15 protein-coding genes, 3 pseudogenes and 1 other annotated feature are annotated in these 15,109 nt (G+C 38.8%); of the genes and pseudogenes, 10 read left to right on the forward strand and 8 right to left on the reverse strand.

The annotated features are described in order from the left end of the window. Positions 1-367 precede the first annotated feature (367 nt). Positions 368-1,636, reverse strand: a complete 1,269-nt coding sequence (locus LM917_RS00845) for a DUF438 domain-containing protein (RefSeq protein ID WP_232695500.1) — start codon at positions 1,634-1,636, stop codon at positions 368-370. Positions 1,637-1,788: 152 nt separating this feature from the next. Here LM917_RS00845 and LM917_RS00850 point away from each other — a divergent pair, with 152 nt between their 5' ends. From LM917_RS00850 to LM917_RS00860, 3 genes and pseudogenes are all read left to right on the forward strand, one after another. After that, positions 1,789-2,496, forward strand: a complete 708-nt coding sequence (locus LM917_RS00850; RefSeq protein ID WP_232695501.1) for a class I SAM-dependent methyltransferase — start codon at positions 1,789-1,791, stop codon at positions 2,494-2,496. Positions 2,497-2,574: 78 nt separating this feature from the next. Then, positions 2,575-3,297: a Crp/Fnr family transcriptional regulator gene (locus LM917_RS00855; RefSeq protein WP_232695502.1), complete on the forward strand. Its 723-nt coding sequence runs from the start codon at positions 2,575-2,577 to the stop codon at positions 3,295-3,297. A gap of 138 nt (positions 3,298-3,435) precedes the next feature. After that, a pseudogene (locus LM917_RS00860) lies at positions 3,436-3,633 on the forward strand (HIT family protein); the annotation flags it as partial. Between the two features lie 94 nt (positions 3,634-3,727). Here LM917_RS00860 and LM917_RS00865 read toward each other — a convergent pair. The 4 genes and pseudogenes from LM917_RS00865 to LM917_RS00880 form a co-directional block, all read right to left on the reverse strand. Further along, positions 3,728-4,402, reverse strand: coding sequence for a tetratricopeptide repeat protein (locus LM917_RS00865; RefSeq protein WP_232695503.1), 675 nt, complete (start codon positions 4,400-4,402; stop codon positions 3,728-3,730). 163 nt (positions 4,403-4,565) lie between these two features. Beyond that, positions 4,566-4,775 carry a DUF3006 domain-containing protein gene (locus tag LM917_RS00870; protein ID WP_232695504.1) on the reverse strand — a complete coding sequence of 70 codons (210 nt, stop codon included), beginning with the start codon at positions 4,773-4,775 and terminating at the stop codon, positions 4,566-4,568. 8 nt (positions 4,776-4,783) lie between these two features. Next, positions 4,784-5,650 carry a ComEC/Rec2 family competence protein gene (locus tag LM917_RS00875; RefSeq protein ID WP_232695505.1) on the reverse strand — a complete coding sequence of 289 codons (867 nt, stop codon included), beginning with the start codon at positions 5,648-5,650 and terminating at the stop codon, positions 4,784-4,786. 335 nt (positions 5,651-5,985) lie between these two features. Further along, positions 5,986-6,276 (reverse strand): annotated as a pseudogene (locus LM917_RS00880) (sigma-70 family RNA polymerase sigma factor); the annotation flags it as partial. Positions 6,277-6,417: 141 nt separating this feature from the next. Between LM917_RS00880 and LM917_RS00885 the strand changes: the two are divergent. The 3 genes from LM917_RS00885 (at position 6,418) to LM917_RS00890 (ending at position 8,862) form a co-directional block, all read left to right on the forward strand. Further along, positions 6,418-7,302: a cation diffusion facilitator family transporter gene (locus LM917_RS00885; RefSeq protein WP_232695507.1), complete on the forward strand. Its 885-nt coding sequence runs from the start codon at positions 6,418-6,420 to the stop codon at positions 7,300-7,302. A 600-nt stretch (positions 7,303-7,902) separates the two neighbouring features. Beyond that, complete coding sequence (locus LM917_RS24335; protein ID WP_255667854.1) at positions 7,903-8,028, forward strand: hypothetical protein; 126 nt, start codon at positions 7,903-7,905, stop codon at positions 8,026-8,028. Between the two features lie 132 nt (positions 8,029-8,160). Beyond that, positions 8,161-8,862, forward strand: coding sequence for a L,D-transpeptidase family protein (locus LM917_RS00890; RefSeq protein ID WP_232695508.1), 702 nt, complete (start codon positions 8,161-8,163; stop codon positions 8,860-8,862). Positions 8,863-8,903: 41 nt separating this feature from the next. Here LM917_RS00890 and LM917_RS00895 read toward each other — a convergent pair whose 3' ends face one another. After that, a complete protein-coding gene (locus LM917_RS00895) occupies positions 8,904-9,083 on the reverse strand; it encodes a hypothetical protein (protein WP_232695509.1) in 180 nt (59 codons plus the stop codon). Between the two features lie 198 nt (positions 9,084-9,281). Between LM917_RS00895 and LM917_RS00900 the strand changes: the two genes are divergently transcribed. Continuing rightward, positions 9,282-9,686 carry a hypothetical protein gene (locus LM917_RS00900; RefSeq protein WP_232695510.1) on the forward strand — a complete coding sequence of 135 codons (405 nt, stop codon included), beginning with the start codon at positions 9,282-9,284 and terminating at the stop codon, positions 9,684-9,686. A gap of 11 nt (positions 9,687-9,697) precedes the next feature. Continuing rightward, positions 9,698-11,260: a recombinase family protein gene (locus LM917_RS00905; protein ID WP_232695511.1), complete on the forward strand. Its 1,563-nt coding sequence runs from the start codon at positions 9,698-9,700 to the stop codon at positions 11,258-11,260. A gap of 8 nt (positions 11,261-11,268) precedes the next feature. Here the strand turns inward: LM917_RS00905 and LM917_RS00910 are convergent. Both LM917_RS00910 and trpS read right to left on the reverse strand, forming a co-directional pair. Continuing rightward, positions 11,269-11,700: pseudogene (locus tag LM917_RS00910) on the reverse strand (sigma-70 family RNA polymerase sigma factor); the annotation flags it as partial. A 250-nt stretch (positions 11,701-11,950) separates the two neighbouring features. Then, entirely contained in the window at positions 11,951-12,937 is a 987-nt protein-coding gene (trpS, locus tag LM917_RS00915; RefSeq protein ID WP_232695512.1) for a tryptophan--tRNA ligase, read from the reverse strand. A 65-nt stretch (positions 12,938-13,002) separates the two neighbouring features. Continuing rightward, positions 13,003-13,260: a binding site (T-box leader), on the reverse strand. Between the two features lie 231 nt (positions 13,261-13,491). Between trpS and LM917_RS00920 the strand changes: the two genes are divergently transcribed. Both LM917_RS00920 and LM917_RS00925 read left to right on the forward strand, forming a co-directional pair. Further along, positions 13,492-14,514 carry a polysaccharide deacetylase family protein gene (locus tag LM917_RS00920; RefSeq protein WP_232695513.1) on the forward strand — a complete coding sequence of 341 codons (1,023 nt, stop codon included), beginning with the start codon at positions 13,492-13,494 and terminating at the stop codon, positions 14,512-14,514. Between the two features lie 61 nt (positions 14,515-14,575). Further along, positions 14,576-14,851, forward strand: coding sequence for a Wzz/FepE/Etk N-terminal domain-containing protein (locus LM917_RS00925; protein WP_232695514.1), 276 nt, complete (start codon positions 14,576-14,578; stop codon positions 14,849-14,851). Positions 14,852-15,109 lie beyond the last annotated feature (258 nt).

Here is a 15,109-nt window from a genome sequence, read left to right on the forward strand (position 1 = left end):
ACTTTCTATATATATATCGTCATTTTTTAAGTGAGAAGTTAGCTTTTTAGCACACAAATTGTCTCTATTATTTCAATGTTTAAATACGCCTAAAAACATGCTTGTTTACTGCGTTTTGTTATACAATCAGGCATATTAAATACGACACAAAAATCATACTTTATTGATTATAAAACTTGGCTTTGCCAAGCCTCTGGCGCAGGTTAAGCCTTAGTTGCACTTATGCAGATAGGAATTTTTTATAAATTCCTATCTGTAAACAAAATCCCCAGGATTTTGTTCATGGTTATTTTGTGCATTGCTAAGCTCACGTTTCCATTCTCAACTTCGCTCAACTTATGGGTACGTACAAAACAAGCCTTTTGTTTTAAGATATAATACGTTTTTGACCCTCTAATGCACGAATAGGACTAATGTTTTGCGTGAATTCTAATGTCCCCATGTACTCACCATGCTCATTCCGTACTGCAAAATAACGGATATATACGAATTTATCTTTTAATGGAATCCAAAAATCTTCAACGTCTTTTCTTCCAGCTTTGAAGTCCTCCAGTAATTCGTTAACAATATGAACACTTTGAGGTGGGTGGCAATTCTGTACGGTACGTCCAATCACTGCTTTTGTTCGTGCAAAGATCCTATCTTTCCCGTGGGAGAAGAATCGCACCACATCATTATGATCAATAAAAGTTAGGTCAACAGGTAAATGACTCATAATCAATTCTAATTGTTTAATTGATAAGATACCTGTTTCAAGATGAACGAATCCATCTGGAGTCGTTCCGGATGGATTTTCTGTGGACTCTTCCATAGACTCTTCCATCTCTTCAATTGAATGGCGCACAGGTACCCACACACCAGCAGGGGGCGTTAAACAAAAACCAATCGCGTCACTTTCATGTGCAATCTTAACCCATTCATCTTCAGTAAGGGCTTCTAACGCCATCGGGAACAGAATGGTTTCCTCTTTAAAGATCATACCTGTTACTTCTTTGGTCACCAGCTCTATTGAATGCAGAATGGGTTCCCGATTACCATCGTACCGTATTAAATAACCCTTCAATTCCTTAATCATGGCGCGAATTAGATCATCAAGTCCCCACATCACTTTTGTTGGCCCGTAAATACCGTACTTTTCTAAATAAGGAAAGAGTAAATTTTCCTTTCGACTATAGTGTTTATCGACGTCAAGCAGTAAGTTCACGTCTTCAATCAACTTATAAATGTTTTCTTGTGAATCACTCTTTATAAAATGATCACCATGTAACTGAAGCTTAAAGTTTACGAGACGATCTAATTCTTTATTTTCTAATTTGAATGTATGGATAGGATGGCCAGGTTGTTCTTCTGGTCGGTCCGAACGATGAATTTCCTCAATTGACCCTTCGAAGATAGAAGCATGTACCGAGCATAAACGCTGTACCTCGTCAACTGGAATCCCTTCTTCTTTCATTAGTGCTTCTTCCATTTGTGAAATCTCGGAAACGGTAACATCGCCGACCGCAAGTTTGAAGCGTTCTCGTACTGATTCTTCCGGCTGACCCGCATGTAATTCTTTAATAATTTCTTTTAACAACTGTTGTCGCTCAGTACGATTTTTTGCGTGTTGTTCCCGGTTATTAATTATTTCGCTCATTGATGTGCCCCTCCTTTTGTTGAGAACTATTATCAATTTTGTCGTAATCATATCAAAAAGTTACGAAATGCGATTTGATTTAAATCACATCATTGATAAAAAATCGAGGTGTATAGTGATAGCGATCAAACACAGAAGGGATTGAAGAGAAGATGACATTTTATCAAACATTGACTCCATATTATGATCAGATTTTCCCTGCAAACCAAAAACAAATTAATTTTATAAATGATACTTTTGAGAAGGGTAGTTCTCTTCTTGATGTAGGTGCAGGAACAGGTAATGTTGCATGTGCACTTGTAGAAGAAGGATACGTCGTTACAGCTTCTGAGCCCGAAGAGATGATGGCTGCCAAGATTAAAGAGAAAGCGGCGAAGTACGATGGAAAATTACATGTCTTAACAGACTCGATGCAAGAGTTGGAGAAACATACGGACTCTTACGACGGCATCTATTGTAATGGAAACACGCTTGTTCATTTGCATGATATGGCTGAAATCACCACTTTCCTGCAACAAGCTTGCAAGAAACTAAAAGAACATGGTAAATTAATTATACAAATCGTTAATTATGATAAAGTCTTAGTAAAAAAAGACTTCAAATTCCCCATCATGAATAAGGAAACATTCACATTTGAACGAAGTTATGAGTTATCAGGTGAACATGTATTATTTACGACGACATTGACTGTAGATAGTCAAAAAATGTCCAATACGATACCATTGTTTCCTGCAACAAAAGACCAACTGGAACCTGTGTTACGAGACAGTGGCTTTACATCAATTGAGTTTTTCGCAAACTTTGAAAAAGCCCCATATACTGCGGATGCACCAGCGCTTATCCTTGTAGCTGCAAAGTAAATGAGGATAAAATCATGCACCGAGTAAAGAATATGATACAACGAGGATAACAGATCGTTTACTTTAAGGCGGTGTAAGATGAAAGAAATGTGTTGTCACTTTCGTTCGATAGAACTTTGTCCAAAAAAAGTCCCCATTTTTCAATCATTATCGGATGAGGAAATCATCCAAATTGCTAAAATGACAAAACATAAACGCTTCCATAAAGGTGAGGCATTAATCCATGAAGGCGCAAAATCAGATACGTTATTTATCATCAACAGAGGACGAGTTAAACTATCTAAATTAACGCTTGAAGGTAAAGAGCAAATACTTCATTTATTAACAAGCGGAGATTTCTTTTGTGAACTTCATGTTTTTAATCATGATGAATTAAGCAATTTTAGTGCTTATGCACTGACGGATACGGACATTTGTATGTTAACGAAAAGTGATATGGATCACATTATGAAAATAAGTCCCGTTATCTGTATAAAACTATTAAAGACGGTTACTAAACGTTTAGCGCAAACAGAAAAATTAGCTCATAATCTGGCTACAAAGGATCCTGAGGTCAGAATCGCATATTTAATCATCGAATTATGTGAAAAGTACGGTAAAGAAAATGATGAAGGTATTGTAGTTAATTTGCCTATTACTCGCGAAGAAATGGCAAATTATGTTGGAGTCACGAGAGAAACTGTTAGTCGTAAACTAAGCCGTTTTGAAGAGTTAGGCTTGATTGTATCAACCGGAAATAAGCAAATCCTTGTCAAAAACGTATCAACACTTCGGGGCATGGTGACAATGGACAATCTTTAACGAAGCCAAGACACTCATGGAAGGTTCCACTCATCGAAGACCACTTAAAGTAAAAAGCGTGACATTATATAACTGAACAAGAAATAAGCTTCGATCTGTAATCAAGATTGAAGCTTATTTTTTGTATGACTGTTATTTAAACAAGGCCTTGATCAAAGATATAATCCAGACGGTTATAACATTGGCTGGAATTGCAAGGCGGTGGGTGGTCAACATATTCAACATGCACATTTACATGTCATTCCCCGTTATAAAAGCGAACCGTTTGCTGGAAAAGGAATCAGACACTGGCTAAAAAGTAGGGAGAATAAACGTCAGTTTACTCCTAGCGACTGATCGCTATCACTTCACAACACATCATTTATTGAATTTATATAAGATGAATGCCTTCCAACAGTTATTTGTTGAAAGGCATTCTTACCTTTTCATACTATAAGGATGACATTTTAAAGCGGGATAATAATGCCCATCGTCTTTCCATTCGCTTTTTATATTTGGGAAGACCACGATATACCTCAATTGCTTCGTTATACGCCTGTTTTGCCTCTTCTTTTTGGCCCATTTGTGCAAACAGTAGTCCCATTCGGTAGCATACCTCTGCGGAAGAAGAATTTAATTTCTGTAGCTCCGTAAGAAAATTCATCGCCTTCGAGGTATCCTTCTCAGCATATACCTCGCTCAAGTATAGAAAAGGCTCACCATATTTAACTCTTGGATTCAAATGTAACGCTTGCTTGAGCAAAGCTTCTCCCTCTACCTTATCGCCCATTTTTATATGTAGAATTCCGTAATCACTTAAAAACTCAGCGGAATCCTTCATCACTTTAGAAATCTCATCCAGATATTGTTTCGCTTCGCCATACCTTCTTTTCTCCATGAGTATTCTAGCTGCTTCCAGCTTAGAAGAAGTATCATGAGGATTAAGTCTTATATCCTGCATAATTCGTCGCAATCGGTTAGACTGTTTAATCGGACGAAATAAGTTCGGCATTAATTTTACAAAGCGAAGATCAAGTAAATAAAGGATGAGAAAAATCACGAGCAGTGCTACAAACGGATTACCAGTAATCCAAAACAACAATGAAAAGATAAAAAATTTCCCCATGTTGTTCCTCCTTTTTGTGTATACCTTTTTATTTTAGCATGGGTGGTCTATCGATCATACATTTTTTGAAAAAGATGGGGAAAGTTCAAATACACTCGCTTATTCGTCAAAAAAACAGGTAAAAACGTTGATCACGTCTCTACCTATCTTTTCGAACTCCTCATTATTCAAATAAATCGTCCATTAGGCCCTTTATTTCTTTCTCCCGAGCAGCCGTTCCTTTTATATCTATCTCGATGTTCAGAATAAGATGCTGCCCCACAGTAGCTTCTTCTGGCAGGATGTTACGCGGAAGATCATATGTATCACCATTAATCTCAACTACTGCAAAGTCACCTTCGAAACGATCAATGATGCCCGTCGTCGTTTTCATATTTATCCTCACCTTTCTGTTTGAAAGACTATGGTTTTACCATTACTTGTTGCAATCACGTTACCTTGTTGATCGGTACGATACGTTTTAATACCTGCCTTTTTCAGTTTATCTAAAGTTGACGGGGTTGGATGACCATATCTGTTGCCTTCACCAGCACTGATAACTGCATACGTTGGATTAACAGCTTTTAAGAACGAGGCAGATGACGACGTATCAGAACCGTGATGCCCTACTTTATACACGTCTGCTTTAAGAGACTGACCTGAGCTTACCATATCCCCTTCTGCTTTTCCTTCTGCATCAGCCGTGAAAATAAAGGAAGTTTCTCCGTGTGTTACATGCAACACGGCGCTCCATGCATTCAGATCTTTACCGTAATCACCTACAGGACCCAAAAATTGTGCGGTAACATCCTGAAGTGGTAGTTTCATCCCTGCTTTTACAGCTTTAATCGTTACGCCTTCCGCTTTTACAGCTAAAAGAAAATTCTTGTATGTATCGGTTGTATGGCTAACTTTTGGTGCATAAACTGCTTCCACATCATAGGCTGCCAGCACTTCCGCTAATCCTCCTATATGGTCTGCGTCCGGATGAGTGGCAATTAATACTTCGATATCATCTACCTGTTGACCTTTTAGATAGTCGACAACAACTTTTCCGCTACTTGCCGTTCCTGCATCAATGACGATATCGTCTCCTGCAGGAGTTTTTATGTACGTGGAATCGCCTTGACCTACATCTATGAAGTGTACTTCCAGCTCTCCAGATGGAACAGCTACTTCCTCTGGTTTCGTAGGTGGTTGTACCGTTCCTTCTACTGAACAGCCCATTAGCAATGCGAGTGAAGCTACCGTGCATATAAATTTTTTCATGATGTACTCCTTTATGTCTGAAATAATTGTCACAAAAATTATAGTCTAAATTCACTTTTTTTACTATAAATTAAAAACATGCCGACTTATGAGTTGTGTAAACAAATAGTGTGAAGTATTGTATGTATTGGTTCTGATCTCTGTATTGGGTATGAAAAAGCCACTTCTTCATTATTGAAGAAGCGACTTTTGTTTATTTTGAATCTATATATGATTGGAACATGACTTAGCAGTTATCAGTTACTAGCTTGATGTTCTATTCTCTGTTTTCCTGCTTTAAGTTCTACATGTAATTGGAATAGCTGACCAATTTTTTAAGTCAAGAATCGGATCGACTAACGTCCTTGAGCCTGCTTTGTTCGGTAAAATTCATGGAACAATTTCATAAGTGCACGTTTCTCAATTCGAGATACATAAGAACGTGAGATACCCAACTCCCGCGCAATTTCTCTCTGCGTTTTTTCTTTATCCTGATCCAGACCAAACCTGCCAATGATTACCTCTTTTTCTCTTTCGTCCAGAATATGAATATGCTGATAAATCTTATTGCTCTCCAGCTTTAACTGAACGGCATCCACAACTTCATCCGTTTCGGTTCCTAATACATCGATTAGGGTGATTTCATTCACCTGCTACAGTTAGACGTGTCAATTTTATCCGTAGGCAACTTTTTTTGCCCTTCAACATTTATTGAAACATAGGAAAAAACGTTACTGTAGATAATATGAGCAAAGATCAAAAGGAATGTGGGGAAGGAGCTTTTAAATGTGGAGCAGCAACAACGATATGATAATTTAAAACTGGGAGAAAAAGGCGCCATAATTAGTATAATTGCATACATTTGTCTATCTACCCTTAAATTATTCATTGGCTATACAGCGAATTCCGAAGCCTTACGAGCTGACGGACTAAATAATGCTACAGATATCGTAGCCTCTCTATCTGTTTTAATTGGATTGCGCTTATCACGAAAACCTGCTGATAAAGATCACCCTTATGGACACTGGAAGGCTGAAGCTGTAGCTTCCTTGATAGCTTCTTTCATTATGATGGCTGTAGGTTTACAAGTATTATATGAAGCTATATCTTCTGTAGTGCAGGGAAAACATGGATCACCAGATTTGATTTCGGCATGGACTGGACTTTTTTGTGCTGTAGTTATGTACTTTGTTTATCGATATAACAAAAACCTTGCTACACAGATAAATAGCCAGTCTCTAATGGCAGCAGCAAAGGATAATCTTTCTGATGCCTGGGTAAGTATAGGTACGGTAATAGGGATCGTGGGTGCACAATTTAATCTACCTTGGTTCGATTCCCTTGCTGCTGTTTTGGTAGGTTTTTTGATTTGTAAAACGGCTTGGGAGATTTTTCGTGATGCCTCTAACCATTTAACGGATGGGTTTGATGAAATGTTAATAAACTCCTATAAAGAAACTGTCTTAACTGTTCATGGGGTAAAAGGGGTAAAAAATATACGAGCAAGAAGTTATGGGAATAATGCTGTAGTGGATATTGTTCTTCTTGTTACCTCTAATCTGGATATCAGTGATGCCCATGATATTTCGACAAATGTTGAAAATGAATTAAAGCAAAAATACGGTGTATACGATGTTCATGTTCATATTGAACCAAATGAAAAAATTAGATGAGTTGTAAAGTGAGTTTTTCTATGTTTTTTAGGAAGTAAAAATGAATTAGAAACTTTTTTAAAGAGCCTATCCCACAAGGAATAGGCTCGTAGCTACACAATTTGCAATTTTATTTTGTGCTCTCGTTACCAATGTTAGTACACTGTTTTTTGAAACAAATAATCTAGCCATTTCCTCAAATGAAAATTCTTCGTCATGTGTAAAAATATAACATTCTCTTTCAGTAAGACAAGCTAATGCATCTTCTAACTGAAATTTTTTCCACTCTGTAAGGTTACATGGCTTCCGGCTGTTCCCTTATATACAAACGCTTGCATTCTTACTAGATCGATAGAGACTTTTCTTTCATATGCTGCTCTTCTTTCAAATCCACCTTCTCAAGCTTTTTCTTGTCACTTTACACTCTTGAAGAAGGTCCTGCATTGTGTTCATCATTCATTCCCCCGCACCATCTGCTCATGTAATAATAGCTTTGCTAACATATATACCGTTGCTCCTGATGAGGGGAGCTTTTTTATTATTATGTATTTCCATTTAATTACAATAATGTTATATTATTGTCATAGCATTCTATAAAATATTATGTTTGGAGGTGAGTTTATGAAAAAGTTTTTGGCTATAGCATTTGCAGTCATGATGGTTATGTCTATTTCTGGTGCTGCATCTGCTGCTAGTGAACCAAGTGGTTGTTGCAACCCAAGGGGAATTTGCTGCGTACCATATTAGTTATTGAGAGAATCGCCTCCTAACGGGGGCTTTTCTTATTTCTTCACAGAATGCTTAAATAAAATTTTTAAAGATGACACATGTTAAATGATATCGTGTGGATCAGATAACTATTGGATAAAGTAGTGATAAATGATGAAACGAATTTCTCTTCTTTTTCGAGCCATTGCAACTATTTTTCTCAGTTTGATCATATATGTGGTAATTGGTTACCAGCCTGTTTACGCCGATCTATCGCTGCCGATTGTAGTTGATAAAGGGATCTATTGCATTGACGTTCACCCTCTGCAACACCAATTAATTGTTCGGAAACATGGTCAAAAAATAAAGACCTATTCTATCGCTGTTGGTAATCCGTCCACCCCTACACCTGTTGGAGAATACAAAATTGTATACAAAGGGAAAAATTGGGGACCATCTTTTGGACCAAGGTGGCTAGGATTAAACGTTCCTTGGGGAAATTACGGCATTCACGGCACGAACAGGCCTCATTCTATTGGACAACATTTGAGCCATGGTTGTATCCGTATGCGCAATAGAGATATCACCGAATTATTCGATATGATTCCACTCGGATCAAAAGTTACGATTTATGGGCATGTTTTGGGGGACCCGAGCCATAATCCGAGAGATTTAGCCGAAGGTGATGTCGGCGGAGATGTACAACTGATTCAATCCCGTTTAAAAAGCGCTGGATACTACAATGGAAAATGTGATGGCAAGTTCCGTTCAAATACAACTGCTGCTCTAAAAAAATATCAACGCGACCGTCACTTGGCACAGAACGGTGTCGTCTCAATTAAAATTTATGAAGAACTGGGATTGCTGGAGTAATGCTGTGTTAGATAGGCCTGTCCCATACGCCCAGTGGGCGCTCAAATCTCTATACCTTTTGCTCTGAGCGATTTTACAATCATCCATCCAGCTTTGTGAAAGTCTTCAAGCACCTTCTCTATTTCTTCCTCTGTCATTCTTGGTGGTGCTACAATATTCACAGTAGTATTTCCTTCCTTGTATGTCATGTCGTATTTCTTGGCAGGATTATGATTTTTCATGGAGTAATCACCTCTACTCTTATACCTATGCGGTGATTTCCAGCGGACTAACCTATTCATTTGTAATCAGGTTCGATTATTCATTCCATTGACCCATCATTTACTCGATACATAACACGGAATGACCGTAACAATAACAATCTAGATGTAATCAGAAGAAGCTTGACTACAAGATAACTAACATATGGGAGTAGTGAGATGCCAAAAAAGAGAATCAGCGTCATATACGAGAAAATAGATGGAAACATAGTACCTCAAAAATATGTCATTTACTTTGGAGCTGAGAGGATCAATTGGGAGGAGCATAAAAGAATGTATTTCTCAATTGAAGCTCCATTTCAACTACATGATGAAGAAGATTTTTATAGTGAGACAGTAAGTATGTCCATCAGTTATGATGAACTCCTAAGACATCCAGAAAAATTGAACAGCTTCGGGATTAATTTAGAATTAGTACATAAACGTATTAAAGGGTATGGGTACCCACCTGAAGAAATCGAACAGTTTATTTTGTTGATAGCTGACCTTGAGGAAATTATGCAGATGACATATGTAAAAGAAAGGTTCATTTCCAGTACAGGAGTTCCAACTGACGATTTGTAAGGAGGTCTCTTATGGAACGTGTCGCCATTTATTTACGTAAATCTCGTGCTGATATAGAAGCAGAGGCACGTGGCGAAGGTGAAACCCTTGCGAAACACAAAAAGGCTCTGATGAAAGTCGCTAAACACCAGAATCTAAACATCGTAAATATACGTGAGGAAATCGTCTCAGGTGAAAGCCTCCTTCATCGTCCAGAAATGCAGGAGCTTTTAAAAGAAGTTGAATCAAAAAAGTATGACGCTGTCCTGGTCATGGACGTTGACCGTCTCGGACGTGGTAACATGCAGGAACAAGGCTTAATCTTAGAAACATTTAGGCAATCCAAAACAAAAATAATCACCCCACGTAAAACCTATGATCTTGAAGATGAATGGGATGAAGAATACAGCGAATTTGAAGCTTTTATGGCTCGTAAAGAGCTAAAACTAATCAACAGACGATTACAAGGTGGCAGAGTACGTTCGATTGAGGAGGGTAACTACATTGCCACTCGCCCACCCTATGGATATCTAATCGAAAATAACGGCAAGGAAAGATATTTAATCCCCCATCCCGACCAAGAACATGTGGTTAAAATGATATTCAATTGGTATACACATTCTGATCCTCAAAAGCAGATGGGAACCAGAAGAATTGCCAATGAGCTGAATAATATGGGTATCCCTACTTACACTGGCCGGAAATGGATGCCATCTAGTGTACTGACCGTATTAAAAAATGCTGTTTATATAGGAAGAATTCAGTGGAAAAAGAAACAATACAAAAAGTCAAAGGATCCCCTAAAGAAAACAGACAGAAAAACTCGACCTGTTGATGAATGGATTGATACCAAAGGGAAACACAGACCTATCATTTCAAATGAAGTGTTTCTCAAAGCACAGAAAATACTGAAAACCAGATATCACATACCATACAAGCTGCAAAATGGAATAACAAATCCATTGGCTGGCATCATACGTTGTGGTTTATGTGATTCAGCAGCTGTTTATAGACCCTACCAAAATGGACCTGGGCATATTAGATGTAGCAATGATTTCTGTAATTCCAAAAGTTCCAGATTCGACTATGTAGAAACCCGCATCGTATCCAGTCTTACAAAATGGCTTGCAGAGTATAAAGCACAATGGGAGAAACATGCAGATGAACCACAAGAAAGCCAGATCGATAGTAAACAATCCATTCTTCAATCCATGCTGAAAGAAAAAACCGAAGTAGAGAATCAGAAAGGAAGGCTTCACGACTTTTTGGAGCGAGGTATCTATGATGAGGAAACATATGTAGATAGATCCCAAAACCTAGCCATTCGAATAGAAAATCTTTCAGAGGCAATTGAAAGAGTTGATAAAGAATTAAAGATAGAACAAGTGCGAGGAACAGCTCGAAAGGAAATTATTCCTAGTGTGGAATATGTGTTAAAAATGTACCACCACTCTGATGATCCACTTGAAAAAAACACGTTGCTTAAATCAGTTCTTGAAAAGGCTGTTTATAAAAAAGAGAAGTGGCAAAAGAACGACCACTTTGAAATTACACTCCATCCAAAATTACCACAAAAAAACACCTCACACGTCTAACTGTGTGGGGTGAACTCATTCCCCTCTTTATCCATCCCAATCGGATCATGAAGGGATACATCTTTCTTCGTCTTCTTTAGACTTCTTAAATGCATTAGGATCTCGTTCTCTATACACCTCGCTGCATACGTCGCCAATTTGGTTCCCTTGTTTACCTGATAGCTCTCAATCGCTTTTATCAGACCGATTGTGCCGATGGAAATAAGGTCCTCACTGTCTTCCCCAGTGTTTTCGAACTTCTTGACAATATGAGCGACAAGGCGCAAATTATGTTCAATGAGTTTGTTACGAGCAGAAGGGTCTCCAGTCCCCATTAGACGGAGATACTTCTCTTCCTCCACCTCAGGCAATGGTTGAGGAAAGGCGTTGTTTCTTACATATGCAACGAACATAACAAGCTCTTTGAACGCGAGCGAAAGTGTCATTAAGATACTGGACACGCTTGCCACCTCCCAGATAGACTGTTACCCAAGTATATGTAGGCAAGAGCCTAGGTGTGTCTGTACCAGAAAAGATACAACTATTTGAGAATCAGAGAAATCAAGTTAGGTGAACCCAAACATAATTCTACCTTCCACAGAATTTCTATGAACCAAAAAAAAACCTCATGCTGAAGGGAAAAGGTAAAAGACTTCAACGTATTTCTGATGTCTTTTTTCCTTTTTCCCCTGCCATGAGGGGCCTTGCTTTTTATCCGCGTTGCATACCCATTGCACGCTCTACTTTATCCATCATTTTATTCGCTACTTCACTAGCCTTCCGAGCGCCTTCATCCAGAATTTTATCTAGCTCATCAGAAGCAAGATATTTTTCATACTTCTCTTGAATCGGAGCCAGTGTTGCCACAACAGCATCGGCAACTGCGCCTTTAAATTGGCCATACCCTTGGCCATCGAATTCAATTTCAATCTGCTCAATTGTTTTACCAGTAAGAGCGGAATAGATGCTCATGAGATTAGAAATCCCTGGTTTGTTTTCCTTGTCATAACGAACTTGGTTGTCCGAGTCAGTCTGCGAGCGTTTGATTTTTTTCACGATATCCTTTTCACTGTCCAACAGGGAGACGAAGGAAGCTGTATTAGGGTCTGATTTGCTCATTTTTTTGGTTGGTTCCTGTAAGGACATTACGCGTGCCCCTGATTCAGCTATCCTCACTTCTGGAATGACAAACGTTTCGCCATAACGATTATTAAAGCGCTGTGCCAAATCACGAGTCAGCTCGAGATGTTGCTTCTGATCCTCACCCACTGGTACAAAGTGCGTATCGTACAACAGAATGTCTGCTGCCATGAGTGGAGGATATGCTAGCAATCCTAATGGAATGCTTTCATTTCGTCCTTGGGATTTATCTTTATATTGTGTCATGCGTTCCATTTCGCCTACGTATGTCGTACATTGCATGATCCAGCCCAATTTGGTATGCGCTGGCACTTCTGATTGTACAAACAAGGTGATTTTTGCCGGGTCAAGACCTACTGCCAAATAGAGAGCTGCCAGGCTTCTTGTATTTTCCTTCAGTTTCTGTGGATCTTGCGGGACGGTAATAGCATGTTGATTTACAATGCAAAAGTAGCAGTTGTATTCATCCTGCAATTGTACGAATTGTCTTAGGGCTCCTAAATAGTTCCCTAATGTAATTACCCCACTCGGTTGAATGCCTGAAAAGATGGTTTTCATTATTTTTCCTCCTAAACCTGTGTGCTTATTTTTTTCTACGCAAAAAAGCCCATTCATCCCTATCTTGTAGGGACGAATGGACCGCGGTGCCACCCTAATTATTTTGAACAAGTCAAAATCTCTTACCTCACACACTAACTGGTCATACGTGTGATATCCAGATAACGCCTGGACAAACGCCAAAGCCTACTTCTTGCACAACGATAGCAAGGTTCGGTTTGGAGCTCAGAAGCCCATTCACAATCGATTCCACACTGATTCGCACCATCCATCAGCTCTCTTTGCCTTCCTCGATTGTTACTCTCCTTCATCAACGCCATATATATTTTTCATTTCATTACTAATATGGGCAATTATTGCTAGAAAAATGATTTTACCTACACGTAACCAGTAGAATTTCTAAAAGTGTACTTCTTCATCATAGCTTTTTTCCTACAAATAAATCAACTTTTTTTATTCACTGCCTGCCCTACAAGATTTTTTTATTGGAATATTACATTTTCCAGGGAATATTCTATCTACAAAACTCTCTTGAAGGAGGCTTCTCTTTCTTTATGGGACTACCCTATGGGGCTTTTGTAATTTCACTCGATTTTGAATTACATTGGGGAGTCCGTGATTACTGCGGACCCAATCATCCTTATAATCTGAACTTACTTCATTCGAGGCGAGTTGTCCCCAGACTTCTTGATATATTTGAGCAATACAATGTGGAAGCTACCTGGGCAATCGTAGGATCATTATTTGCTGAGAATCGTGAACATTATCAGCGACATTTACCTACGATTTTACCCTCCTATTCAAATATTCGTCTGTTTCCTTACTCAGAAGATATGGGTGAAGGCGAATGGGATGATCCACTTCATTACGCTTCTAGTTTAATTAAGCTGATTAAACAAAGCAGCAAACAAGAAATCGGCACTCACACTTATTCCCATTATTATTGTCTCGAAAAAGGACAAACCAAAGAAATGTTTGCGTCCGATTTGAAGAGTGCGATGGCTATTGCAAAAGATATGGACATTCAAATTCGTTCGATTGTCTTTCCACGCAATCAGCATAATCCAGCTTACGATAAGGTCCTGCTTGATCACGGAATCTTATGTTATCGTGGCAATCCTACTCATCCCGCCTACCATATTGACCAAAAGTCGCAATCGATTTCCAAGCGAATCTATCGTCTATCTGATTCCTACTGGCACTTTAGTGGTTCTCTACTCCATCCCTGGGATAAAGTAGTTGATCCATCCGGCTTGTGCAACGTCGCTGGCAGTCGTTTTTTCCGTCCCTATCAGCCCTATCTTTCGTCTCTGGAAACCAAACGGTTAGAACTCATCAAATCAGCGATCCAAGAAGCTGCGAGAACTCGACAAATCTTTCATTTGTGGTGGAATCCTCACAATTTTGGAAACGCTGTAGATGAAAATTTTTATGCTCTCATCGAAATTCTGGAAGAATTTAAGAGAATGCATCTACAGTTTGGCATGCAGTCTTTATCCATGTATAAAACGGCTCAGATTGCAAAGGAGCACTATCGCCCCAAACAGCTACATGAAAACAAGGTGCTTACCCTCTAATTCGCATTGATCTAGCTGACATATACATTCTTTTACAGAACGAAAGGAGATCGTAACTACCATGGAATGGGATCTCTCCAAGCTACTTATGGTCATACGCCAACGCTTACTTTTTTTGTTGATAACAACGCTGACTGCTGTTGGGATTACAGCCTTCATTAGTTATTATCTGTTGCCGTCAAAATATGAAGTAACAACAACGTTACTCGTACAACCTCAAACAGAAGAGGCTCGATTAAACTACCAAGACATCATTACTAATGAAAAGCTGGTTTCTACATTTGGTGAAATTATCAGGAGTAGAACTGTTGCAAATGATGTGATTGAACGTCAGTAATGCAACGTCTTTCAAACAAGCATGGTGAAATCACAGCATATGGTCCTAATCCGTTGATCCAGACAACAAATATAACCATCCCTACCAAGTAAATCACTACTCACGCTGGATTCCCGGGGAGAATCTGCATCTGTGGCAATTATGTAAATTATTCAGCAAGACTCTGTTACCTTTATAAATAAAATGTTAATTAGGCATAGATAATAACCTGTTAACCACACGTCTGTCTTTCTACCCACATATACTACAACCACATCT

The sequence above is a fragment of the Brevibacillus daliensis genome, assembly GCF_021245735.1.
Taxonomy (GTDB): domain Bacteria; phylum Bacillota; class Bacilli; order Brevibacillales; family Brevibacillaceae; genus Brevibacillus_B; species Brevibacillus_B daliensis.